We start from the raw sequence: 23,351 nt of genomic DNA, 5'->3' as shown, positions 1-23,351 counted from the left end.
CATGTGCCGGGCTTTTTTATGCGCCAGGTATTACAACGCGCCGAATACCTTCTTCGCCAGGCTGGTTGCCGCGGCAGCCGGGTTTTCGCGGATGCTGGCTTCCTGCTGGGCGATCATCTCGAACAGGCCGTCGAGGGCTTTATCGGTGACGTAGTTTTCGACGTTGGCGCTCTTCGCGTCCAAGGCGCCGAAGGCCGAAGCCTTGCTGGCCAGGGCGTTGTACTGCTGAGCTACGCCGACCTTGTCGGTGGCCTGCTTGACGATGGGCAGGAACTTGGCGCGAATCTGCTCGCGGCTGGTCTTGTTCAGGTACTGGGTGGCAGCATCGTCACCACCGGCGAGGATGCTTTTGGCGTCGGTCACGCTCATCTTCTTCACGGCGTCCACCAGCAGCGCCTGGGCCTGCGGCATAGCGGCTTCGGCGGCCTTGTTCATGCTGGTTTCCAGCTGCTCGACCTGGTCGCCCATGCCCATCATCTTCATGGTCTTGGCGGCCTTGCCGAGCTTGCCCGGCAGTTCGATGCGCACCTGTTCGTTGTTGCTGAAACCGCCTGGCTTGCCGAGCTGCTGTACGGCGACCTTGGCGCCCTGGGTCAGGGCGTCCTTGAGGCCGCTGCTGGCGTCGGTCTGGCTGAGGTCGGCGATGGACAGGGCGAAGGCGTTGGCCGAGAGGGCGAGGCCAGCGACGAGTGCGGTGATGCGGAGCATGGTGATGTCCTTTGCGCGGGGGAATGCACCGAGCTTAACGGAGCCGGGCAGCGGCGCCAAACGGCAATCGCCCCGATGCGCTTGATGCGCTAGGGGCGTTGCCGGTTCAACCCGGATTGCCGTCCGGTCGTGGCGCCCACAGCAGCGGCGCGTAGTGACGCAGGAACAGCAGGAAGGCCAGGCACCAGCCCGCTGCAGCGAGCCATAGGCCGGTAGTGCTGAAGGCGGCCAGCAGCACCCGTGAAACGGCTGCCAGGTTCAGGGCGACGAAGGCCCAGGTGATCGCCGCTGGAGGTGTCAGTGGGCGGCCAGTGTGGCCGAGGCTGACGCGGGCGAGCATGGCCAGGATCAGGCCACCCATGGCGCCGACCGCCAGGGCGTGGGCTGCCAGGCTGGGCTGGGCGAGCAGGCCGAGGTGCCATAGCGCCATGCCGAATGCGGCGCAGGCCATCCACAGGTACGCGGTGTGCAGTGACCACAGCAGTGGCACGCGCCAGATGCCGTGGTCGTACCAGAGCACGAGGCGCGTCAGGTGCAGGCCACCGATCAGTAGAAACAGCGGTGCCAGCTGCCAGTGCGCTTGCCGGTTGGCGCCCACGGCGGTGAGCCCGGCGATCAGCAGCGAACAGGCGAGGATCGACCACATCAGCCAGGGCTTGGCCGGTGCCTGGGTGGTGCGGCCCAGGCCGCGCTGGGTGAAGAAGGGGATGACGCGCCCACCGATGATGCCCATCAGCGCCGCGACCAGCCACAGGCCGGCCAGCGAGCCCTGGCGTTGCAGGGCGTCGTCGGTGTTAATCAGACCGTACAGGTTGAGCGCCTGGCAGGCGCCGAGCAGGGTCAGCACCACCACGATCGGCGCGTTGTTTTTCTGTCGTGCAGCGATGATGCGTTTGCCGAACAGCACCACCAGCGCGGCGATGACGCTCAGTTGCAGCGCCGCCAGCAGGCTGGGGGGGAGCGCACAGAACCAGGCCAGGCGTGCGGCTGCCCAGAGGGCGAAGAACACGGCGAGCGGGCGACCGGAGAGGCCGGGCATGCCGGTCCAGGTCTGCACGGCAGTGAGCAGGAAGCCGGCGATGATCGCCAGACCAAAACCGAAGAGCATTTCATGGCGATGCCAGGCGAGCATGCCGCCGACCGGTTGCCAGGACAGGTAACCGGCGAGCGCCAGTGCCCAGACGGCGATGGCGAGCACGGCGAACAGCGCGCCACCTAAAAAGAACGGGCGGAAGGCCAGCCGCCAGATGGGGCGGATGGCCAGGGCCGCGCTGCGATCAAGCAACTGCACAGTTGGCCTCCCAGTTGGCCTTGCGCATGCCGGCATGGGCCGCCAGGCGCATCACGTAGCCAATTTTCAGGAAGCTCGGGCCGATGATGACCGCCGAGTGGGCAACCACCAGCGGGCCGATCTCGAGCTGGCGCTCGAGGCCGTAGGCGATGCCGATACCGGCCAGCAGCATGGCGGCGCCGGCCCACAGCAGTTGGTTGGAGACCCGCAGGACATTTCTCGGGCAGCTGAAGAACTCGATCATGATGCATCCTCCTGAACATCGGCTACCTGATGGCGGCCTTTGCTTGTTCATATTCCATGTTTCGTGCCAACAAAATAATTGTTTTAAATCAATGGATTGAGTTTTTAAGAGTCAAAATGACAGAGGCTTTGTGGTAGTCATTTGGACATTTTTTATGGTCGAATAGACTCTGTTTGGCCGGCTTTCGCCGGCCTGTTCGATTTGCACGCCCAGGGACGCCCGCCATGACCACCCCCAATCGCCTGCTGCAAACTCTGATTCCCCTGGTGGCCGACCTGTCCAAGGAGCTCAGCGACGAGGAGCGTTACCGCCGCCTGCTGGCATCGTCGCTGCAGCTGTTCCCCTGCGATGCGGTGGCGCTGCTCAAACTCAGCGACGACGTGCTCACCCCCGTGGCGGTGCAGGGCCTGAGCCAGGACACCCTCGGTCGGCGCTTCAAGGCGACCGAGCACCCGCGTCTGCAACAACTGCTGGAACACCGTGGCCCGGTGCGTTTCGCCGCCGACTGCGGTTTGCCCGATCCATACGACGGCTTGGTCGATGGCGTGCATGGCCACCTGGAGGTACATGACTGTCTGGGTTGCTCGATCTACCTCGATGGCCAGCTGTGGGGGCTGCTGACCCTAGATGCGCTTGACCCGGCGAGTTTCGAGCAGCTCGACCTCGGCGCGTTGGAAGCGTTTGCCAGCCTCGCCGCGGCGACGGTCAAGGCCAGCGAGCGGATCAACGTGCTGGCGCGGCGGGTCGAGGACGAGCGCCAGCTGACCGAGGTCTACAAACAGGCAGCGGGCCATCGCCGGGCTCGCGAGCTGATCGGTCAGAGCACGGCGCAGAAAAAGCTGCAGGACGAGATCCGTCTGGTTGGCGACAGCGAGCTGACGGTGCTGATTACCGGCGAGACCGGCGTCGGCAAGGAGCTGGTGGCTGAGGCGATCCACGCTGCCTCGCCGCGGGCGCGCAAGGCGATCATCAGCCTCAACTGCGCGGCGTTGCCGGAAACCCTGGTCGAGAGCGAGCTGTTCGGCCATGCCCGCGGTGCGTTCTCCGGTGCAGTCAGTGAGCGCAGCGGCAAGTTCGAGCTGGCCAGCGGCGGCACCATCTTCCTCGACGAAGTCGGCGAGTTGCCGCTGGCGGTGCAGGCCAAGCTGCTGCGCGTGCTGCAGAGCGGCCAACTGCAACGGGTCGGCTCGGATCGCGAGCACAAGGTCGATGTGCGGGTCATCGCCGCGACCAATCGTGACCTGGCAGCCGAGGTCAAGGCCGGACGCTTCCGCGCCGACCTCTATCACCGTCTGAGCGTCTATCCGCTGCAGGTGCCGGCGCTGCGCGAGCGCGGTCGTGATGTGGTGCTGCTGGCTGGTTACTTCCTCGAGGAAAACCGCGCGCGCATGGGCCTGCGCAGCCTGCGCCTGACGTCGGAGGCGCAGAAGGCACTGCTCGGCTACTCGTGGCCGGGCAACGTGCGCGAGCTGGAACACTTGATCGGCCGCGCCGCGCTCAAGGCCCTGGCCCAGCATGCGGAGCGCCCGCGCATCCTCAGCATCGACGACCGCGCGCTCGACCTGCCGCGGGAAAGCCCGGCCGAACAGGCGCAGGCGCAGCAGGTCGAGGCCGATGTCGACATGGCGGCGGGGCAGGATCTGCGCGAGGCGGTGGACGCGTTCCAGCGGCGGATGATCGAGCAGGCACTGGCGCGGCATGGCAACAAGTGGGTCGATGCGGCCCGTGAGCTGGGCCTGGACCGCGCCAACCTCAGCCGCCTGGCCAAACGCCTCGGTATCAAGTGAGGTAAGTGGGGCCCGTGTGGCTTCGTTGATCGTTCCCACGCTCCGCGTGGGAATGCAGCTGCAGACGCTCTGCGTCTGTGGGACGCGGAGCGTCCCGGGCGGGTTCCTACGCTGGAGCGTGGGAACCATCAGGTAATAAAAAGGGCCGCATGTGAGGCCCTTTTTATTGGTGCATCAATCAGAGGAGCGTCAAACCGGCGCTTGCGCCTCGTCAGCCTCTTCGCCGCGCTCCAGAGCGACCTGGCGGATCGACAGGCGAATCTCCGCCGGCAGCACGCGCTTGGCCGCGCCCTCGGCCAGCTCCGCCAGCTGCGGGTGGTGGCTGAGGGTGCCGGCGCTGTCCTGGCGCAGCACGCCTTCGTCGAGCAAGGTCTGGATGAAGTGGCGGAACAGGCTCTTGTCGAAGAACTCGGGGGCGTTCAAGCCATGGAGGATCGACAGGCGCTGGGCCATCACCGTGCACAGGTTCTCCAGCTGCTCGGCCGAGAGCACGTTCTGCCCGGCGTTGATCAGCAGGGCGGTGGCCATGTAGAAGCGCTGCAGGGTCTGCACGATGGCGCGGGCCAGCAGGGTGAGCAGAACGAACTGCCGCGAGCTCGGTGCTGGGCGGATGTACACGCCGTCTTCCTGGCGCAGCAGGCCCTGTTCGACGAACGCCGCCAGCCACTGGTCGACCACACCTTCCAGCTCGCTCACCGGCCAGCGGATGAACAGCTCCGATTGCAGGTACGGGTACAGCGCGGTGGTGTAGCGCAGGATCTGTTCGCGGCTCATCCGCGAGCTGCTCTGGAAGAAGCTCGCCAGCAGTGCCGGCAGGGCGAAGATGTGCAGCACGTTGTTGCGGTAGTAGGTCATCAGGACGGCGTTCTGCTCGTCCAGGTAGAGAATCTTGCCCAGCGCATCCTTCTGCTCAGCCAGCAGGTTCATGCTCTGCACATAGCGGATCAGTGCCTGGCCATCGCCTTCGGGCAGGGTGGTGTGCGGCGAGTAGGGCACCTGGCGCAGCAGGGCCAGGTACAGGTCGAGCACGCGCTCCAGGGCCTTCTCGTCCAGCGCCAGCTTGCTGGTGGAGAGCAGCGCCAGGGCTACCAGGTTGACCGGGTTGACCGCAGCGGCCTCGTTGAGGTGCTGCGCCACGCATTCGCCGAGGCGGTTGGTGGTCGCGTTCAGCCAGTCCGGGCGGAACTGCGTGCCGTAGTCCTGGGTGCGCCAGTCCGGCTGTTCCTGATCGAGGAATTCGGCCAGGCGAATCGGCTCGCCGAAGTTGACCCAGACGCTGCCGAAACGTTGCTGGCGAATCGCGCTGATGACCTTGAAGATGTCGAAGATCGACTCCTTCTTCTTCGCCGCGCCACGCAGCTCACCAAGGTAGGTGCGGCCTTCGAGCACGCGCTCGTAGCCGATGTACACCGGTACGAACACCACCGGCAGGCGGTTGGAGCGCAGGAAGCTGCGCAGGGTGATGGCCAGCATGCCGGTCTTGGGCTGCAGCATGCGCCCGGTGCGCGAGCGGCCGCCTTCGACGAAGTACTCCACCGGGAAGCCGCGGCTGAACAGGGTGTGCAGGTACTCGTTGAACACCGCGGTGTACAGCGGGTTGCCCTTGAACGTGCGGCGCATGAAGAAGGCGCCGCCGCGGCGCAGCAGGCTGCCGATCACCGGCATGTTGAGGTTGATCCCGGCGGCGATGTGCGGCGGGGTCAGGCCGTTGCGGAACAGCAGATAGGACAGCAGCAGGTAGTCGATGTGGCTGCGGTGGCAGGGCACGTAGATGATCTCGTTGCCGTGGGCGACCTCGCGCACGGCATCGATATGGTTGACCTGAATGCCCTCGTACAGCTTGTTCCAGAACCAACTCAGGACCAGCTCGAGAAAGCGGATGGCGGTGTAGGTGTAGTCCGAGGCGATCTCGTTGCCATAGCGCAGCGCCTGGGCTTCGGCCTTCTCGATGCTGATCTTCTCGCGCTCGGCTTCTTCGATGATCGCCTGGCGTACCTGCGGGCCGTGGATCAGGCCCTTGACCAGGTTGCGCCGGTGCGACACGTCCGGGCCGATGACCGCGGACTTCTGGTTGCGAAAGTGCACGCGCAGGATGCGCTGGACCATGCGCTGGGTGCGTTGCAGGCCCTTGTCCTGGGCCAGCAGCTCGCGCATGTGGATCGGCGCGGAGAACTGCACGCGGGTCTTGCGACCGAGAATCAGGATGCTGACGAACTTGCGCAGGCGCCCGGTAACGGCCCAGCTGTCGGCGAACAGCAGCTTCCACGGACTGGTCTCGCGGTCCGGCGACTGGCCCCAGAACACGCTGACCGGGACGATCTGTGCGTCGTCGACTTCGTGGCGATCCAGCGCGGCGAGGATGCGGATCAGTGCCGGCGGCGCGCCGCGCTTGTCGTGGCCGCCGAACCAGCCTGGCTCGGGGGTCAGGTAGAAGAAGGCGGCAGGTTCGATCTGATCGCCCACGGCCACCGGCAGGACCGGGCGCGGCAGGCCGGCCTTGGTGCACTCCGTATCGACCACCGCAAGGTCACTCGCCGACGGCTGCTGCAGCACGTAGAACACCGGCTTGCTGCGGTCGAGCTTGAGGGTAAAGGCCGATTGATTGATGGTTTCCGAGCGCACCCAGAGGTACAGCAGGCGGCGCAGGGCCCCAAAAACAAGGCGGCGGAAGGGTGAGCGGGTCATAGGGACTCTGCGGGTGTGACGGGGGCGATAGTTTGCCGTATCCCCCGGCTGGCGGCAAAAGCGTTATGGCGCTGGAAAAGATAAGCAACTTTTCCCGGGAACAGTTGTCTTGCTTTGCCGACGACCGACTCCTTATAGTCCGGCCGGCATTCTGTGGCTCGCTCGGCACGCCGCAATCGGCGTGGGGGCGGCCTTTATCGCGACGGTGAGAGGCCATGATCGAAATAAGAAACCTGACCAAGCGTTTTGCGGGGCACACGGCCGTTGACGGCCTGTCATTCAATGTCCAGCAGGGGGAAGTGCTGGGCTTTCTCGGCCCCAACGGTGCCGGCAAATCCACCACCATGAAGATGCTCACCGGCTTTCTCGCGCCGACGTCCGGCAGCGCCAGCATCCTCGGCTTCGACATCCAGAAGCAGACCCTCAAGGCCCAGCAGCAGATCGGTTACCTGCCCGAAGGCGCGCCGTGCTATGGCGACATGACGGTGCGCGGCTTCCTCGAATTCATCGCCGAAGTCCGTGGCTTCCGGGGCGCCGAGAAGCGCTCGCGGGTCGAGCGGGCGGTCGGCCAGGTGGAACTGGACAAGGTCCTCGGCCAGTCCATCGACACCCTGTCCAAGGGCTTCAAGCGCCGTGTCGGCCTGGCCCAGGCGATCCTGCATGATCCCAAGGTGCTGATCCTCGACGAGCCCACCGACGGCCTCGACCCGAACCAGAAACACCAGGTGCGCCAGTTGATCCAGAGCCTGGCCGCCGACAAGATCGTGATCATCTCCACCCACATCCTCGAAGAAGTCTCGGCGGTGTGCACCCGCGCGGTGGTCATCGCCGCCGGCAAGGTGGTTGCCGATGGCACGCCGTTCGAGCTGGAAAGCCGTTCGCGCTACCACCAGGCGGTGACCCTGGTTGGTACCAGCGAGCTGGACCGCGCCGCGCTCGCCGCGCTGCCGGGTGTGGCCGGCGTCGAGGAGAACGCTCTGGAGCACAGCCTCACCGTGTTGGCCCAGCCGGGCGAGGTGATCTTCACCCAGGTCAACCAACTGATCGCCCAGCGTGGCTGGCAGATCAAGGAACTGGACGTGGAACGCGGCCGGCTCGATGAAGTGTTCCGCAACCTGACCCGGGGAGAGGCGGCATGAAACAGTTGCCGGTAGTCTTCAAGCGCGAGCTGGCGAGCTACTTCGCCACGCCGCTGGCGTACGTGTTCATCCTGATCTTCCTGGTCCTGTCCGGGGTCTTCACCTTTTACCTGGGTGGTTTCTTCGAGGGCGGCCAGGCCGATCTCACCGCGTTCTTCAACTTCCACCCGTGGCTCTACCTGTTCCTGGTGCCGGCCCTGGCTATGCGCCTGTGGGCCGAGGAACGCAAGTCTGGCTCGATCGAGCTGCTGATGACCCTGCCGATCACCCGCTTCGAGGCGGTCACCGGCAAGTTCCTCGCCGCCTGGATCTTCGCCGGCATCGCCCTGCTGCTGACCTTCCCGATGATCATCACGGTCAACTACCTGGGTCAGCCGGACAACGGCGCCATCGTCACCGGCTACATCGGCAGCTGGCTGCTGGCCGGTTCCTACCTGGCCATCGGCTCGTGCATGTCGGCCCTGGCGAAGAACCAGGTGATCGCCTTCATCCTCGCCGTCAGCGCCTGCTTCCTGTTCATCGTCAGCGGCTTCCCCATGGTGCTCGATGCCTTTACCGGCTGGGCGCCGCAATGGGTGCTGGATGCCGTGGCCTCGCTGAGTTTCCTGACTCGCTTCGATGCCATCAGCAAGGGCGTGATCGACCTGCGCGACCTGCTCTATTTCATCACCCTGATGGCTGCGTGGCTTGCCGCCACCGCCGTCGTGGTCGATCTGAAGAAGGCTGACTGAAGATGAAAAAACTGATGTATTCGAGCGTCGGCCTGCTGCTGATCGCGCTGGCGTTCCTCGCCTTCAACATGTTCTCCGGGCTGACCCTCAGCGGCGCGCGCCTGGACCTCACCGAACAGAAGCTCTACACCATCACCGCTGGTACCAAGCAGATTCTCGGCGAGCTGGATGAGCCGATCGACCTGCACTTCTTCTACTCCGACAATGCCGCCCGCGAGCTGCCGGTGCTGCGCAACTATGCCAAGCGCGTGGAGGAGATGCTCAAGGCCTACGAGCGCGAGGCCAATGGCAAGATCAAGCTGCATGTGATCGACCCCGAGCCGTTCTCGGAAGAGGAAGACAAGGCCGCCAGCTTCGGCCTGCAGGGCGTGCCGGCGAACCAGGGCGGCGACCAGATCTACTTCGGCCTGGCCGGCACCAACTCGGTGGACGGCAAGCAGGTGATCCCGTTCTTCCAGCTCGACCAGGAAGAGTTCCTCGAGTACCAGCTCAGCCAGCTGGTGCAGACCCTGGCCAAGCCCGAGCGGCCGGTGGTCGGCGTGCTTTCCGGGTTGCAGATCAACGGTGGCTTCGACATGGCCAGCCGCCAGCCGACCGCGCCGTGGATGGTGATGGAGGAAGTCCGCCAGCTGTTCAAGATCGAGAGCCTGAAGATCGGCCTGGACAAGATCCCGGATCAGGTTTCGGTGCTGCTGCTGGTACACCCCAAGGCGCTGCCGGAAGCGACCCTGTACGCGGTCGACCAGTTCGTCCTGCGTGGCGGCAAGCTGCTGGTGTTCGTCGACCCCTACAGCGAGGCCGACACCGCGATGCCGATGATGCCGGGCGACGAGATGGACAAGTCGTCGGACCTGGAGCCGCTGTTCAAGGCCTGGGGCCTGCGTCTGGTGCCGGGCAAGGTGCTTGGTGACGGCTCCTACGCGATGACGGTCGGTGTTGGCCAGGGCCAGCGCCCGGTGCGTCACGCCGGCTGGCTGAGCCTGCCGAGCCGGGCGATGAGCCAGGACGACATCAGCACCTCGGGGCTGGAGAGCGTCAACGTCGCCACCAGCGGCATCCTCGAGCCGATCGAGGGCGGCAAGACCACCTTTACCCCGCTGCTGCAGAGTTCCGAATACGCCATGCCGTTCGATGCGGCGCGTTTTGCCACCCTGAGCAACCCGGAAAGCCTGATCCGCGACCTGCAACCGACCGGCGAGCGCTACGCCGTTGCCGCGCGCATCAGCGGCCCGGTGCAGAGCGCCTTCCCCAACGGCATCGAAGGGCAGAAGGATGGCCTGAAGTCCGCCGACAACATCAACGTCATCGCCGTGGCCGACACCGATCTGCTCAGCGACCGCATGTGGGTACAGGTGCAGGACTTCTTCGGCCAGCGCATGCCACAGCCGTTCGCCGACAACGCCGCTTTCGCCATCAATGCCCTGGACAACCTGTCCGGCAGCGAGGCGCTGATCAGCGTGCGTTCGCGGGGTCGCTTCAGCCGTCCGTTCGAGGTGGTCGATGCGATGCAGCGCGAGGCCGATGCCAAGTTCAGGATCCAGGAGGAAACCCTGCAGAAGCGCCTGGCCGAAACCGAGCAGAAGCTCGCCGCCCTGCAGAACCAGGACCCGACCAAGGCCCTGGAGCTGACGCCCGAGCAGCAGGCGACCGTGCAGCAGTTCGTGGCCGAGAAGCTGCGCATCCGCAAGGAGCTGCGTGAGGTGCGCTACGAGCTGAATTCGCGCATCGAGGACCTCGGTCGCGTGCTCAAGGCCGCCAACATAGCCCTGGTGCCACTGGTGCTGACCCTGGGCGTGCTGGCGCTGTGGCTGCTGCGTCGGCGCAAACAACGCTGAGTCGCTAGCGCTGCGGTAACCGACCGCCGGGAAAGCACAGCCTTCGCGCTGCGTCTTTCCCGGCGGTTTTTGCTATCTGGGCGGGCACCTTGGGGCAAGGTGACCGGTCTACCAGGCTGGGTATGCCGGTAGAGTCGGGTGAAAGGGGGAGAGCTGATGGGGCGCAATGGCGTGATTGGCCTGGCGATACTGGTCGGGGTGCTGGGGCTGGGCTGGTACGGGGTCGAGCACCGCGAACAGAAGGCGCGGGAGCATACCGCTGAGGTCTGGTTGCCAGCGCTGCAGGGCAAGACCGAACAGGTACGCGCCATCGAGATAACTCAGCCGGGGCAACTGCACGTACGCCTGGAGCGCCGCGAGCAGGGTTGGCTGGTGCCGGCCAAGGCTGGTTACCCGGTGGTGCCGGGCCTGGTCGAGCACCTGCTGGGCGTGCTGGAAAAGGCGCGCAAGGTCGAGGCGCGTACGCATAACCCCGAACGGCTGACGCAGCTGGGCCTGGCCGAGCTGGGCGCGGTGGGGCAGCAGGGCACGCGCCTCAGCGTGCAACTGGCCGACGGCCAGGCGCTGATGTTGCTGATCGGCAAGCCCGGCCAGCACGGCGGACAGCTGGTGCGGATGGCCGGCGATACGCAGAGCTGGCTGATCGACCAGCACATCGAACTGCCGCAGACCGAGCTGCAGTGGCTGGATCGCCGCGTCACGCAGATTCCCTTCTCCGAGGTGCGCGAGCTGGTGCTCGAACAGCCGCGCGTGGCGCCGCTGGTGCTGTACCGCGGAGAGGGCGAGGCGAGCAACGTGCAGGTACGCGACGTGCCGCCGGGGCGACGCCTGACCCACGAGGCGGCGGCGAACAGCATGGTGCTGCTGTTCGCCGACCTGCGCTTCGCCGATGCCGCGCCGCTGGCTCAGGTCGGTTTCAAGGGCGAGCCGGCGCTGCGGTTTCGCCTCAAGACCGCCGCCGGCCAGGAGCTGGTCGGGGCGTTGCACCAACAGGGCGAGCAGTACTGGCTGACACTCAAACCGGGCAGCGGCCTCGATGCGCAACGCCTGCCGGGCAAGCCGGATTGGGCCTATCGCCTGGAGGCGACGCAGTACCAGACGCTGGCGAAAAAGCTGACCGATCTGCTCGTCGTGCACTAGCCGTAAAAGGCTGCAGGCCTTGTCTTGCATGGCCTGCAGGGCTGTGTAGAAAAACCTTGGCAGCGCCGAAACTTGTTTTATACTCGCGAAGCGGTCGCATTATGAACGCCATTCAAACCACCCGTTCCATGCTTGCCTGGCCGGGCTCGGAGAGATGAAGAAGATCGTTGTGCCGAACCGTCGAGGCCCGTCAGGGCAATAATAAAAATGTGATTCGAGGGAAGTGGTAATGGCTGATCGTGAGATCGGAACCGTCAAGTGGTTCAATGATTCCAAAGGGTATGGCTTCATTCAGCGTGAAAGCGGCGCGGACGTGTTCGTTCACTACCGTGCCATCCGCGGTGAAGGTCACCGTTCGCTGGTCGAGGGGCAGCAGGTCGAGTTTTCCGTGATCGAAGGCCAGAAGGGCCTGCAGGCGGAAGACGTCGCCCAGGTCTGAATCCGGACCGCGGTACAAACAAAAGGCCCGTCAGTGACGGGCCTTTTGTTTTCCTGCCGGTATCAGCCGGTGCGCCAGACGATCTCTTCTTCGCCGTCGCTGCTGATGCGAATCCAGCGATCGGCCGTTTCCACGCTTTCCTCCTCGTCCCAGCCGCCCGGTGCGCAGCGCACCTCGACGTCCAGTGCGGCGAAGGCGGCGCGGGCGCAGGCCAGGTCATCCGCCCAGGGCGTGGCGTCGCTTTCCAGGAATAGGCTGTGCCACTTGCCCACGGCCTTCGGCAGCCAAGTCACCGGCACGTCGCCAGCGCGGCATTTGAAGGTCTGCCCCTGCTGGTGCCAGTCGCTGACCGGGCCGATGGCGTCATTGAGCCAGGCGGCGATGGCCTTGTGGTCGGCATCCTTGAGGTAGATCTCGATATCGGGTTGGCGCATGAGGGTATCCCTAGATTTTCTCGATCCAATCGTAGCGAATGGCGACGGTAACTTCGAAGTCTTCGGCGATCACCGCCGCGCGGCGTTCGGCGCTGGCGCGCCAGCCGTGCGGGGTCATCGCCAACAGGTCGGCGCGGGCTTCGCTGCTGGTCAGTTGCAGGGGAAAGCGCAAGGTTTCGCTGTGCGCCAGGCGCATGCCTGCGGGGATCAGCTCGAGGTGCTTTTCGTCGTCGTAGTCGCGCACTTCGTCGTAGAGCTTCTGCCGCAGCTGCATCAGGTGCTCGCGGGTCGGACCCATGCGCAGCAGGCCGCCACCGGGGGCGAGCAGGCGCGCGGCTTCGGCCCAGTCGAGCGGGCTGAATACGCTGGCCAGCAGGTTGCAGCTGGCGTCCGCCAGCGGCACGCGGGCCATGCTCGCGATCAGCCAGGTCAGCTGCGGCGCGCGCTTGCAGGCGCGTTTGACCGCTTCGCGGGAGATGTCCAGCGCGTAGCCGTCGGCCCCCTGCAGCAGCGCGGCAAGCTGGGCGGTGTAGTAGCCCTCGCCACAGCCGATATCCAGCCAGCGCTGCGGCGCGCGTTCGGCGGCCAGCTCGGCCAGGCGACGGGCCAGCGGCGCGTAGTGGCCACCGTCGAGAAAGCGTCGGCGTGCCTCGACCATGGCGGCGTTGTCGCCGGGATCACGGCTGTTCTTGTGCTGCACCGGCAGCAGGTTCAGGTAGCCCTGGCGGGCGCGGTCGAAGCGATGATTGGCCGGGCAGGCGATGCCGTTGTCGACGCTCTGCAGCGCCTGCTGGCAGATCGGGCAGATCAGGCTCATGCGAGCAGTCGCACCAGGGTCTGATAGTAGATTTCGGTCAGCACATCGAGGTCAGCGGCGAGTACGCGCTCGTTGACCTGGTGGATGGTGGCGTTGACCGGGCCGAGTTCGACCACCTGGGTGCCGAGGGTGGCGATGAAGCGGCCGTCCGAAGTCCCTCCGGAGGTGGAGGGCGTGGTCTCGCGGCCGGTGACGGCCTTGATGCTGGCGGCCACGGCGTCGAGCAGGGCGCCCGGCTCGGTGAGGAACGGCATGCCGGACAGCGCCCAGTCGATGTGCCAGTCCAGGCCGTGCTTGTCGAGGATGTCGCTGACGCGCTGCTGCAGGCCTTCGACCGTCGACTCGGTGGAGAAGCGGAAGTTGAAGATCGCCTTCAGCTCGCCGGGGATGACGTTGGTCGCGCCGGTGCCGGCATTGAGGTTGGAGACCTGGAAGCTGGTCGGCGGAAAGAACGCGTTGCCGTTGTCCCAGTGCTCGGCGGCCAGCTCGGCCAGCGCCGGCGCGGCCAGGTGGATCGGGTTCTGCGCCAGGTGCGGGTAGGCTACGTGGCCCTGCTTGCCGTGCACGGTGAGGGTGGCGCCGAGCGAGCCGCGGCGGCCGTTCTTGACCACGTCGCCGACCAGGTCGGTGCTCGACGGCTCGCCGACGATGCACCAGTCCAGGCGCTCGCCGCGTTCGCGCAGGCGCTCGACCACGGCCTTGGTGCCGTGATGGGCCGGGCCTTCTTCGTCGCTGGTGATGAGGAAGGCGATGCGTCCGCTGTGCTGCGGGTGGTCGGCGACGAAGCGTTCGACGGCGATGATCATCGACGCCAGGCTGCCCTTCATGTCCGCCGCACCACGGCCGCAGAGCATGCCCTGTTCATCGATCAGCGCGTCGAACGGCTGGTGCTGCCAGGCTTGCAGCGGGCCGGTCGGCACCACGTCGGTGTGCCCGGCGAAGCACAGCACCGGGCAGTCGCCCTGGCCGTGGGTGGCCCAGAAGTTCTCCACGTCCTCGATGCGCATGCGCTCGACAGCGAAGCCGGCGGCGGCCAGGCGATCGCTCATCAGCGTCTGGCAGTCGGCGTCTTCGGGGGTGACCGAAGGGCGACGGATCAGTTCGCAGGCGAGTTCGAGGGTCGGCGTGAGGGCGGGCATGGAGGGACTCCGGAAAGCGGTACGGGGCGCGGAAAAGGCCGCCATCTTAAAGCAAAACGGCGGCCATTGGCCGCCGTTTTGACTGGTGGAACGTGCCGGGTTGCCCGACTGCCGGGGCGATCAGATCGCCGCCGGCACGTCGCTGGCATCCTCGCTGAGCGGTTTTGGCAACGAGGAGAGCAGGGCCATGATCAGCGCCGCCAGGTAGGGCAGCGACTGCACCAGGAGCATGGCCACCCAGAACTTCACGTCCGCGCTCGGCAGGCCCTGGACGATGGCGATGCCGAGTGCCGCGCCCCACAGCAGAAGCATGATGAACACTTCTTCGCGGGCTTCGGCCAGCGCCACCATGATGCCGTGGTTGGAGGCCATCTTCGGCGTGCGGAAGAACGGGATGGTCTTGGTGAACGCGCCATACAGCACCGCCTTGGCGATGGTGTGCGACAGCGCCAGCCCGGCCACCGCGGCCTGGAAGGCGCGCACCAGGTCGACCCCGACGGCCTTGCGGTAGAGGAACATGATCTTGCCGAACTTGAAGAAGAACAGCGCCAGCGGCGGGATGGCGAAGATCAGCAACGGCGGGTCGACCCGCGTCGGCACGATGATCATCGCTGCCGACCAGAGCAGCGCGCCGATGGTGAAGAAGATGTTCAGGCCGTCGGCGATCCACGGCAGCCAGCCGGCGATGAAGTGGTAACGCTGGCCGCGCTTGAGCTCGGAATCCTTGCCGAGGAACAGGCTGCGGGCATGGCCCTTCATGATCTGGATGGCGCCATAGGCCCAGCGGAAACGCTGCTTCTTGTAGTCGATGAAGGTGTCCGGCATCAGGCCCTGGCCGAAACTCTGGTGAGCGTAGGCGGCCGAATAGCCTTTCTCGAACACGCGCAGGCCCAGCTCGGCGTCTTCGCAGATGGTCCAGTCGGCCCACTTCAGCTCGTCCATCACGGTGCGGCGGATCATGGTCATGGTGCCGTGCTGGATGATCGCGTTGCGGTCGTTGCGGGTGACCATGCCGATGTGGAAGAAGCCCTTGTACTCGGCGTAGCAGAGCTTCTTGAAGGTGCTTTCGTTGCCGTCGCGGTAGTCCTGCGGTGACTGCACCACGGCGATCTTCGGATCGGCGAAGTGCGGCACCATGTGCTTGAGCCAGTTGCGGTCAACGCAGTAGTCGGAGTCGATCACCGCGATCACTTCGGCATCCGGCGCGGTGTACGGCAGGATGTAGTTCAGTGCACCGCCCTTGAAGCCAGCCAGGGGCGCGACGTGGAAGAACTTGAAGCGCGGGCCGAGCTGTTCGCAATAGGCCTGCACCGGTTCCCACACCGCCGGGTCCTTGGTGTTGTTGTCGATGATGATGACTTCGAAGTCGGGGTAGTCGAGGTTGGCCAGGGCATCGAGGGTCTGTTTGACCATCTCCGGCGGCTCGTTGTAGCAGGGCACGTGCACCGAGACCTTGGGCCGGTAGGCGGTGTCGGTGAGCACCGGCAGGAACGGCCGGCGGCGGCTGCGCGTCCACACGGTTTCTGCCAGCTCGTGGGCTTCGGTAATCAGCACGATGAACACGCCGAAGGCGCCGATACCCAGCAGCAGGCCGACCGTGGCGCTGAACCAGGTGCTGTACTGCTGGCTGTAGTCGTAGCCGATCCACACCAGCACCGAGCCGCCGGCGAAGGCGACGAAGGTGAGGAAGGTGCGTCCGCGCTGGCGCAGCGAACTGCCGTCGATCAGCACCAGGGCCAGGGTCAGCAGGGCCAGGACCACCGAGGCGATGGCCAGCAGGCGCCATTGCGGAATGGCCACGATCGGACCTTCGAAGGCGAACTTGGCCTGGCGGTCGAGGTTGTACACGCCCCAGTAGGCGCCCACCGAGCCTTCGTCACTGGCCTTCCACGGTTGGTCGAAGGCCTCGATGACGAAGTAGTTGTAGCCCTTGGCGTTCAGCGCGTTGACCAGGGTGCGCAGGTAGATCGCCTGGTCCGCCTGGGAGGCGTCGGCGCCGCCGCGCATGCGGCCGTTGCTCGGCCAGCCGACTTCGGACAGCAGCAGCGGTTTTTTCGGGAACAGGTTGCGCATGTCCTTGGCGCGCTCGAGGACGAACTCGGTGGAGTCCTCCATCGTCACGAACTCCCAGTAGGGCAGCACGTGGGCGGCGATCAGGTCGGCGTGGTCGGCCAGTTCCGGGTATTCCTGCCAGATGTGCCACTGCTCAGAGGTGGTCACCGGCACCTTGACCGCGGCACGCACGCGATCCATGAAGCCGATCAGCTGCTTGGTGGTGACCTCGCGGCGGAACAGGGCTTCGTTGCCCACCGCCACGCGAACCACGCTGCGCGAGTTGTTGGCGATCTCAATGGCCTTGGCGATCTCGCGCTCGTTGCGTTCCTCGTCCGGGCTGATCCACACGCCCAGGGTCACGCGCAGGCCGAACTCTTCGGCGATGCGCGGGATCATCTCCAGCGCGCCGTCCACCGAATAGGTGCGGATACTGTCGGTGTGCTTGCTCAGCAATTCGAGGTCGTCGCGGATCTGCTCTTCGCTGGGGTAGATCCCCTGCTGCGGGTTCTGCCCGGCGCGGAACGGCGAGTAGGAAAAGCCGGAGATCTGCTCCGGCCAGTCCGGTGCGGAGACCGGTCGGTTATAGAGCGCCCAGATGCCGGTGAACAGCGCGGCAACTGCCACGAACACCGCCAGGTTGAGTCCGAATTTGCGCGTAGGCATAGCTGTCATCAGGTTCCGCAGGTTGGAACAGGGTAAGGGGACCGGCGCTCGCCGGTCGGCGCGCATGCTACTCCGCGGCCCGTTACCTGTATAGCACTGGCCAGGCCCGTAATCACGGGCTCTGGCAGGGGATTTCAGGGCGTTGGGCAGCGTTGCCTGCGGGAAGTTCGAGCGCATCCGCGCAGGTACCCATGGCCGGGTCGATGCGCCCGGCGTCTGCCACTGGCCGGCGCGGGGAGGCAAGTGCCGCCGCGCGCCCTATAATGCCGGCCGGTTTGTGACGGTAGATGGCAATGGCAGTGGATCAACAGCGGTTTGGCGGCATCGCCCGGCTCTATGGCAACGAAGGCCTGGAACGCCTGAATGCGGCCCACGTGGCGGTGGTCGGCGTCGGTGGCGTGGGCTCCTGGGCGGCGGAGGCGCTGGCCCGTTCCGGGGTCGGCGAAATTTCCCTGTTCGACCTGGATGACGTGTGCATCACCAACACCAACCGCCAGGTGCACGCCCTGAGCGGCGCCATCGGCAAGGCCAAAGTCGAGGTGCTGGCCGAGCGCCTGCGCGCGATCAACCCGAACTGCGCGGTGCACGCGGTGGCCGACTTCGTCACCCGCGAGACCATGGCCGAGTACATTACCGAAGAGATGGACGCGGTGATCGACTGCATCGACAGCGTGTTCGCCAAGGCGGCGCTGATCTCCTGGTGCAAGCGGCGCAAGATCCAGATCGTCGCCACCGGCGGCGCGGGCGGCCAGGTCGACCCGACGCAGGTGCAGGTCGCCGACCTCAACAAGACCTTCAACGACCCGCTGGTGGCCAAGGTGCGTTCGCTGCTGCGGCGTGACTACGGCTTCTCGCGCACGCCGGGGCGCACCTACAGCATCACCTGCGTGTACTCCAGCGAGCAGCTGCGCTATCCGCAACCCGATGGCACGGTCTGCCAGGCCAAGGTGCTGCCCGGCGACGGCACGCGGCTCGACTGCGCCGGCGGTTTCGGCGCCTCGATGATGGTCACCACGACCTTTGGCATGGTCGCGGCGGCGAAGATCATCGACAAGCTGGTAGCCGGTGCGCGGCGGCCCTCGGAGCGCGGCGCCAGGCCGGCATGACGCCTGGTCGGCGGCCGCTGTCGCTTTATCTGCCGCGACTCGGCCGGCCAGGCCGTATAATCGCCGCCCCTGCCGCTGGCCACGAGCCGTGCGGTCCCGCCCAGTCGCCTACGTGGCGCAGGCTTCGACGAGACTTCTTTTGATGATGAACAACGATGTGCTGCGCAGCCTGCGCTACCTGCTGGATGTCAACGATGCCAAGGTCGTGGAAATCTGCCAGCTGGCGGATTACCCGGTCAGCGTCGAGCAGATCGGCGCCTACCTGCTCAAGGACGACGAGGAAGGCTACGAGCCTTGCAGCGACGAAGTGCTCGCGCATTTCCTCGACGGCCTGGTGTACTTCAAACGCGGCAAGGACGACAGTCGCCCGCCGGTGCCGCACGAAAAGCGTCTGACCAACAACACCGTGCTGAAGAAGCTGCGCGTGGCCTTCGAGCTGCGTGACGACGACATGCACGCGATCCTCCAGGCCGCCGACCTGCCGATGACCAAGGCCGAGCTGAGTGCGCTGTTCCGCAAGCCGGACCAGAAGAACTTCCGCCTCTGCGGCGACCAGGTGCTGCGCAACTTCCTTCGTGGCCTGACCGCTCGCGAGCGTGACTGACCGTTGAGCGCAGGCTGGATACTGGCCTGCGAACTCTGCTGGATAGGGTGGCAAGCGCGAAGCCGTTTCCACCGCGGGTGGCTAACCCCGAGTCAATTCACGCATGCGCTGCAACACGGCATTCAGGCCGTTGCTGCGCGAAGGTGACAGCTGGCGCCCCAGGCCCAGCTGGTTGAACCAGTCGGGCAGGTCGAGGACGGCCAGTTCGGCGACGGGCACGCCGTCGATCCGCGCCAGCAGGACCGCCAGCAGGCCGCGGATCAGCCGGGCATCGCTGGCAGCGCGGAACTGCCAGGCGCCGCCCGTGTATTCACCGACCAGCCAGACCTGACTCTCGCAGCCGGACACGCGGTTGGCGTTCTGCTTCTCTTCATCGCTCAATGGCTGCAGGCGCTCACCCCACTGCATCAGCAGGCGTGCACGCTGCTCCCAGCCAGGGCAGGCGGTGAAGGCGTCGAGCGCCTCGCGGGCGGGAGCTGGCAGGTTCATCGCAGCAGCTCCAAGGCCTTGTCCAGCGCGGCGAAGAAGCGCTGCAGGTCGCCTTCGTCGTTGTACAGCCCCAGTGACACACGGATCGCCCCGGCAAGACCCAAGCGCTGCATCAGCGGCATGGCGCAGTGGTGCCCGGCGCGCACGGCGATGCCCTGGTCGGTGAGCAGGTGGGCGAGGTCGCCGCTGTGCACGCCGTCCACGGTGAAGCTGGCCAGGGCCGCGTGGGGCGCGCCGAGCAGGTGGATGCCGTCGCGTGCCGCCATACCGTCGAGCAGCGCCGCGTGCAGCGCGGCTTCATGGGCACTCACGGCGTGGTGGTCGAGCGCGGCCAGGTAGTCGAGGGTCGCGCCGAGGGCGATCACCCCGGCGATCGCTGGCGTGCCGGCCTCGAAGCCCAGCGGCGCCGGGCGGAAGCTGGCGGTGTAGTAGTCGGCCTGCTGCACCATCTCGCCGCCGAACTGCCAGTGGCGCAGCTGCGCCAGCGCCGCACGGCGGCCGTAGAGCAGGCCGACACCTTCCGGGCCGTAGAGCTTGTGGCTGGAGCCGACGTAGAAGTCGCAGCCCATGGCCTGTACGTCATGCCGGCCGTGCACCGCGCCCTGGGCGCCGTCGACCACGGTCAGCGCGCCGTGCGCGTGGGCCTGGCTGAGCAATTGCTCCAGCGGCTGCCAGCGACCGAGCACGTTGGACAGCTGGCTCACGGCGAGCAGGCGCGTGCGCGGGCCGATCAGGCTGGCGGCCTGCTGCAGGTCGATCTCTCCCTGGGCGTCGAGGGGCAGCACCACCAGCTTCAGCGCACGGCGTTGCGCCAGTTGCTGCCAGGGCAGCAGGTTGGCGTGGTGCTCCAGGGCGCTGATGACGAGCTCGTCACCGGCGCTGAAGCGATGCTCCAGGCCGTAGGCCAGGAGGTTGAGGGACTCGGTGGCGCCACGAGTGAAGACGATTTCCTCGCTGCTGGCCGCATTCAGCCACGCGGCGGCCTTGCTCCGGCTGGCCTCGAAGGCGCGTGTGGCACGCTCGCCCGGCAGGTGCTGGGCGCGGTGCACGTTGGCCGCGCCGCCGGCGTAGTAGGCCTGCAGCGCATCCAGCATGGCCTGCGGCTTCTGCGTGGTGGCGGCGCTGTCCAGGTAGGTCTGGCCTTCTGCTGCGAGGGCCAGAATGCCGGGGAAGTCGGCGCGCCAGGGCGAGATCAGTGACATGGGCTGTGGTACCGCGGGAATTCGTGCTGAGTATAAATAGACAGGCCGGGCATGGGCCCGGCCTGTTCACCTTCAGACCGATTTTCAGTTGTGCGCGTGCAGCGCCTCGTTCAGCTCGATCGCGGTCTTGTTGGTCTTGCACTCCACCGCACCGCTCTGCGAGTTGCGACGGAACAGCAGGTCCGGCTGGCCGGCCAGGTCGCGGCCCTTGACCACCTTGACCAGGTTGTTCTGGTCGTCGAGCAGGGCGATCTTGATGCCGGCGGTGACGTACAGGCCGGCCTCGACGATGTTGCGGTCGCCCAGCGGGATGCCGATACCGGCGTTGGCGCCGATCAGGCAGCCTTCGCCAACGCTGATGATGATGTTGCCGCCGCCGGACAGGGTGCCCATGGTCGAGCAACCGCCACCCAGGTCCGAGCCCTTGCCGACGAATACGCCAGCGGAAACGCGGCCTTCGATCATGCCCGGGCCTTCCGTGCCGGCGTTGAAGTTGACGAAGCCTTCGTGCATCACGGTGGTGCCTTCACCGATGTAGGCGCCCAGGCGAATGCGCGAGCTGTCGGCGATGCGCACGCCGGCCGGGACCACGTAGTCGGTCATCTTCGGGAACTTGTCCACGGAGAACACTTCCAGCAGCTTGCCCTTCAGGCGCGCTTCCAGCTGACGCTCGGCCAGCTCGGCCAGGTCGATGGCGCCCTGGCTGGTCCAGGCCACGTTCGGCAGCAACGGGAAGATGCCGGTCAGGTTCAGGCCGTGCGGCTTGACCAGGCGGTGGGAGATCAGGTGCAGCTTGAGGTAGGCCTCGGGTGTGGAGGTCAGCGCGACGTCTTCGGCCAGTACGGTGGCGACCAGCGGCTTCTGGCTTTCGGCCAGACGGGTCAGCAGGGCAGCCTGCTGCGGGTCGATGGTCTTCAGCGCGGCGGCCAGGTCGGACGCCTGCTGGCTGCTCAGGGTGAGCGCCTGGTTACCGCTGCTGTAGCCGATGATCGGGGTGACGGCGGCGGCCAGTTCGGCCGATGGCTTGAGCAGCGGCTGGGCGTAGAAGACTTCCAGCCAGGCGTTCTGGCGGTTCTGGGTGCCAACACCGAAGGCGATGCTGAAAAGTGGGGTAGACATGGCAATTCCTCTTGCTGAATAGGGTGGCTCAGGCTGGCCGGGCAGTGCGTGCGTGCGGCCAGGCGATCATGTTCATGCGGGCTTCACGGCCTCGGCGTAACGCTCGGGCTTGAAACCGACCAGGGTCGAATGGCCCAGGTCGAGCACCGGGCGTTTGATCATCGACGGCTGGGCGAGCATCAGCTCGATGGCTTTGTTTTGGTCGAGGTCGGCTTTCTGCGCCTCGTCCAGTTTGCGGAAAGTGGTGCCGGCACGGTTGAGGACGGTTTCCCAGCCGTGTTCGGCACACCACTTCTCCAGGTTGGCGCGGTCGATGGCCGACGCCTTGTAGTCATGGAAGCTGTAGGCCACGCCGTGCTCGTCGAGCCAGGTGCGGGCTTTTTTCATCGTGTCGCAGGCTTTGATGCCGTACAGGGTGATGCTCATGCTCGAATCCTTGTTTATCGGTCCTTGATCACAGGCCTTTGACGAAGGCGCGGATGCGCTCGGCGGCCTCCACGCATTCGGCCAGTGGCGCGACCAGGGCCATGCGCACGCGGCCAGCCCCGGGATTGTCGCCATTTACCTCGCGCGACAGGTAGGAACCCGGTACCACGGTGACGTGCTCGCGGGCGAACAGGTCGCGGGTGAAGGTCTGGTCGTCGACCGGTGTCTTCGCCCACAGGTAGAAGCCGCCGTCGGGGCGCTGCACGTCGAGCACCGGGCCAAGGATGTCGAGCAGGGCGTCGAATTTCTCGCGGTACAGGTCGCGGTTGGCGCACACGTGGGCTTCGTCATTCCAGGCGGCGACGCTGGCCAACTGAGTCTGCACCGGCATGGCGCAGCCGTGGTAAGTACGGTACAGCAGGAAAGATTGCAGAATGTCGGCGTCGCCGGCGACGAAGCCGGAGCGCAGGCCTGGCAGGTTGGAGCGCTTGGACAGGCTGTGGAATACCACGCAGCGCTTGAAATCGCTGCGGCCCAGTTCGGCACAGGCGCTGAGCAGGCCGGGCGGCGGGTTTTCCTCGTCGAAATACAGCTCGCTGTAGCACTCGTCGGCGGCGATGACGAAGTCGTACTGGTCGGCCAGGGCGATCAGTTTCTTCAGGGTGGCCAGTGGCACCAGGGCGCCGGTGGGGTTGCCGGGCGAGCAGAGGAAGAGGATCTGCGTGCGCTGCCAGACATCCGCGCTGACGGCGTCGAAATCCGGGTTGAAGCCATTGTCGGCCAGGCACGGCAGGTAGTGTGGCTCGGCGCCGGCGAGCAGGGCTGCGCCTTCGTAGATCTGATAGAACGGGTTGGGGCTGACTACCAGGCCCGGCTGCTGGCCGGCTGCGGCGCGCTTTACCACGGTCTGGGTGAAGGCGAACAGCGCCTCGCGGGTGCCATTGACCGGCAGCACGTGGCGCGCGGCATCCAGCCAGCCGCTCGGCACGCCGAAACGGCGCTCGCACCAGGCGGCGATGGCTTCACGCAGGGCCGGAATGCCCAGGGTGGTCGGGTACACGGCCAGCTGGTCGAGGTTGGCGCTCAACGCTTCGGCGACGAAGGCCGGCGAGCGGTGCTTGGGTTCGCCGATGGACAGCGCGATCGGGCGCTTGGCGGCCGGCGGCTGGGCACCGGCGAGCAGGCCGCGGAGCTTCTCGAACGGGTAGGGTTGCAGCTGGTTCAGTGCGTCATTCATGGTCGTTTCCTGTTGCTGCACCCGGCGCTGCTTAGGCGTCAGGGTGTCGGGCCGGCGTCGG

21 protein-coding genes are annotated in these 23,351 nt (G+C 66.1%); 8 read left to right on the top strand and 13 right to left on the bottom strand.

The window, feature by feature from the left end; genetic code table 11:
* Nucleotides 1-30: 30 nt before the first annotated feature.
* The 3 genes from IB229_RS18815 to IB229_RS18805 form a co-directional block, all read right to left on the bottom strand.
* The gene (locus IB229_RS18815) at nucleotides 31-708 is read right to left on the bottom strand and encodes a DUF4197 domain-containing protein (RefSeq protein WP_192331428.1); all 678 of its coding nucleotides are present in this window, start codon (nucleotides 706-708) and stop codon (nucleotides 31-33) included.
* 106 nt (nucleotides 709-814) lie between these two features.
* A complete protein-coding gene (locus tag IB229_RS18810; protein WP_192331427.1) occupies nucleotides 815-1,999 on the bottom strand; it encodes an NnrS family protein in 1,185 nt (394 codons plus the stop codon).
* On the bottom strand, nucleotides 1,986-2,243 hold the full coding sequence (locus tag IB229_RS18805) for a transmembrane sensor/regulator PpyR (RefSeq protein ID WP_192331426.1): 258 nt from the start codon (nucleotides 2,241-2,243) through the stop codon (nucleotides 1,986-1,988). The genes IB229_RS18810 and IB229_RS18805 overlap by 14 nt, the downstream gene beginning before the upstream one ends.
* 224 nt (nucleotides 2,244-2,467) lie before the next feature.
* On the opposite strand from IB229_RS18805, the gene norR reads away from it, so the two are divergent.
* Complete coding sequence (gene norR / locus IB229_RS18800; protein ID WP_192331425.1) at nucleotides 2,468-4,030, top strand: nitric oxide reductase transcriptional regulator NorR; 1,563 nt, start codon at nucleotides 2,468-2,470, stop codon at nucleotides 4,028-4,030.
* A gap of 189 nt (nucleotides 4,031-4,219) precedes the next feature.
* On the opposite strand, the gene plsB is transcribed toward norR, so the two are convergent.
* Nucleotides 4,220-6,715 (bottom strand): glycerol-3-phosphate 1-O-acyltransferase PlsB, encoded by a 2,496-nt coding sequence (gene plsB / locus IB229_RS18795; protein WP_192331424.1) that lies wholly within the window; start codon nucleotides 6,713-6,715, stop codon nucleotides 4,220-4,222.
* Nucleotides 6,716-6,930: 215 nt separating this feature from the next.
* Here plsB and IB229_RS18790 point away from each other — a divergent pair, with 215 nt between their 5' ends.
* From IB229_RS18790 to IB229_RS18770, 5 genes are all read left to right on the top strand, one after another.
* Nucleotides 6,931-7,854, top strand: coding sequence for an ABC transporter ATP-binding protein (locus IB229_RS18790; protein WP_192331423.1), 924 nt, complete (start codon nucleotides 6,931-6,933; stop codon nucleotides 7,852-7,854).
* A complete protein-coding gene (locus IB229_RS18785; RefSeq protein ID WP_192331422.1) occupies nucleotides 7,851-8,585 on the top strand; it encodes an ABC transporter permease in 735 nt (244 codons plus the stop codon). Before IB229_RS18790 ends, IB229_RS18785 begins: the two co-directional genes overlap by 4 nt.
* 2 nt (nucleotides 8,586-8,587) lie before the next feature.
* Entirely contained in the window at nucleotides 8,588-10,420 is a 1,833-nt protein-coding gene (locus IB229_RS18780) for a GldG family protein (RefSeq protein WP_192331421.1), read from the top strand.
* 156 nt (nucleotides 10,421-10,576) lie between these two features.
* Nucleotides 10,577-11,560 carry a DUF4340 domain-containing protein gene (locus IB229_RS18775; protein WP_192331420.1) on the top strand — a complete coding sequence of 328 codons (984 nt, stop codon included), beginning with the start codon at nucleotides 10,577-10,579 and terminating at the stop codon, nucleotides 11,558-11,560.
* Between the two features lie 229 nt (nucleotides 11,561-11,789).
* Nucleotides 11,790-11,999 carry a cold-shock protein gene (locus tag IB229_RS18770; protein ID WP_192331419.1) on the top strand — a complete coding sequence of 70 codons (210 nt, stop codon included), beginning with the start codon at nucleotides 11,790-11,792 and terminating at the stop codon, nucleotides 11,997-11,999.
* A gap of 62 nt (nucleotides 12,000-12,061) precedes the next feature.
* Here IB229_RS18770 and IB229_RS18765 read toward each other — a convergent pair whose 3' ends face one another.
* The 4 genes from IB229_RS18765 to IB229_RS18750 form a co-directional block, all read right to left on the bottom strand.
* The gene (locus tag IB229_RS18765) at nucleotides 12,062-12,433 is read right to left on the bottom strand and encodes a hypothetical protein (RefSeq protein WP_192331418.1); all 372 of its coding nucleotides are present in this window, start codon (nucleotides 12,431-12,433) and stop codon (nucleotides 12,062-12,064) included.
* A gap of 10 nt (nucleotides 12,434-12,443) precedes the next feature.
* Nucleotides 12,444-13,250, bottom strand: a complete 807-nt coding sequence (locus IB229_RS18760) for a putative RNA methyltransferase (RefSeq protein WP_192331417.1) — start codon at nucleotides 13,248-13,250, stop codon at nucleotides 12,444-12,446.
* Entirely contained in the window at nucleotides 13,247-14,434 is a 1,188-nt protein-coding gene (dapE, locus tag IB229_RS18755; protein WP_412547798.1) for a succinyl-diaminopimelate desuccinylase, read from the bottom strand. The genes IB229_RS18760 and dapE overlap by 4 nt, the downstream gene beginning before the upstream one ends.
* Before the next feature lie 75 nt (nucleotides 14,435-14,509).
* On the bottom strand, nucleotides 14,510-17,107 hold the full coding sequence (locus IB229_RS18750) for a glycosyltransferase (protein WP_192331415.1): 2,598 nt from the start codon (nucleotides 17,105-17,107) through the stop codon (nucleotides 14,510-14,512).
* 293 nt (nucleotides 17,108-17,400) lie between these two features.
* On the opposite strand from IB229_RS18750, the gene tcdA reads away from it, so the two are divergent.
* On the top strand, nucleotides 17,401-18,213 hold the full coding sequence (gene tcdA / locus IB229_RS18745; protein WP_192331414.1) for a tRNA cyclic N6-threonylcarbamoyladenosine(37) synthase TcdA: 813 nt from the start codon (nucleotides 17,401-17,403) through the stop codon (nucleotides 18,211-18,213).
* 142 nt (nucleotides 18,214-18,355) lie between these two features.
* Complete coding sequence (locus tag IB229_RS18740) at nucleotides 18,356-18,817, top strand: DUF1456 family protein (protein WP_192331413.1); 462 nt, start codon at nucleotides 18,356-18,358, stop codon at nucleotides 18,815-18,817.
* 81 nt (nucleotides 18,818-18,898) lie between these two features.
* Here the strand turns inward: IB229_RS18740 and IB229_RS18735 are convergent, their stop codons facing one another.
* From IB229_RS18735 to dapC, 5 genes are all read right to left on the bottom strand, one after another.
* The gene (locus IB229_RS18735) at nucleotides 18,899-19,306 is read right to left on the bottom strand and encodes a SufE family protein (protein ID WP_192331412.1); all 408 of its coding nucleotides are present in this window, start codon (nucleotides 19,304-19,306) and stop codon (nucleotides 18,899-18,901) included.
* Nucleotides 19,303-20,508 carry an aminotransferase class V-fold PLP-dependent enzyme gene (locus IB229_RS18730; protein ID WP_192331411.1) on the bottom strand — a complete coding sequence of 402 codons (1,206 nt, stop codon included), beginning with the start codon at nucleotides 20,506-20,508 and terminating at the stop codon, nucleotides 19,303-19,305. The genes IB229_RS18735 and IB229_RS18730 overlap by 4 nt, the downstream gene beginning before the upstream one ends.
* 84 nt (nucleotides 20,509-20,592) lie before the next feature.
* Nucleotides 20,593-21,627, bottom strand: a complete 1,035-nt coding sequence (gene dapD / locus IB229_RS18725; RefSeq protein WP_192331410.1) for a 2,3,4,5-tetrahydropyridine-2,6-dicarboxylate N-succinyltransferase — start codon at nucleotides 21,625-21,627, stop codon at nucleotides 20,593-20,595.
* A 72-nt stretch (nucleotides 21,628-21,699) separates the two neighbouring features.
* A complete protein-coding gene (locus tag IB229_RS18720) occupies nucleotides 21,700-22,053 on the bottom strand; it encodes an ArsC family reductase (protein ID WP_192331409.1) in 354 nt (117 codons plus the stop codon).
* 28 nt (nucleotides 22,054-22,081) lie between these two features.
* Nucleotides 22,082-23,290 (bottom strand): succinyldiaminopimelate transaminase, encoded by a 1,209-nt coding sequence (dapC, locus tag IB229_RS18715; protein WP_192331408.1) that lies wholly within the window; start codon nucleotides 23,288-23,290, stop codon nucleotides 22,082-22,084.
* Between the last annotated feature and the right edge of the window lie 61 nt (nucleotides 23,291-23,351).

It is taken from the genome of Pseudomonas sp. PDM14 (assembly GCF_014851905.1).
Lineage (GTDB): Bacteria > Pseudomonadota > Gammaproteobacteria > Pseudomonadales > Pseudomonadaceae > Aquipseudomonas.
The sequence above is the reverse complement of the archived record's forward strand: the minus strand, read 5'-3'. Positions and strand labels throughout refer to the sequence as shown.